We start from the raw sequence: 323 nt of genomic DNA, 5'->3' as shown, positions 1-323 counted from the left end.
CCACATCAGCTTCAACAAGCGCATGCACGTCAGCAAGCACGTCAGCTTCAACTAGTGCAAGCACGTCAGCAAGTACATCGGCTTCAACAAGAGCTAGCACGTCAGCAAGCACGTCAGCAAGTACATCAGCTTCAACTAGCGCAAGTACGTCAGCAAGTACATCAGCTTCAACAAGCGCAAGTACGTCAGCAAGCACGTCAGCTTCAACAAGGGCAAGTACATCAGCAAGCTCGTCAGCAAGTACATCGGCTTCAACAAGCGCAAGTACATCGGCTAGCACATCAGCTTCAAAGATCGGAAGAGCGTCGGGGGGGGCCGGGGCG

Annotated in this window: 1 protein-coding gene; it reads right to left on the bottom strand. The window is 53.3% G+C overall.

What is annotated here, in order from left to right; translation table 11 throughout:
* A partial coding sequence (locus tag N8M66_RS09300; RefSeq protein ID WP_261047226.1) for a hypothetical protein occupies positions 1-323 on the bottom strand: 323 nt, incomplete at both ends.

The organism is Streptococcus mitis, assembly GCF_946188585.1.
GTDB lineage: Bacteria > Bacillota > Bacilli > Lactobacillales > Streptococcaceae > Streptococcus > Streptococcus mitis_DG.
Note: the sequence above shows the minus strand (reverse complement) of the source record. Positions and strands in the feature narration are given on the sequence as shown.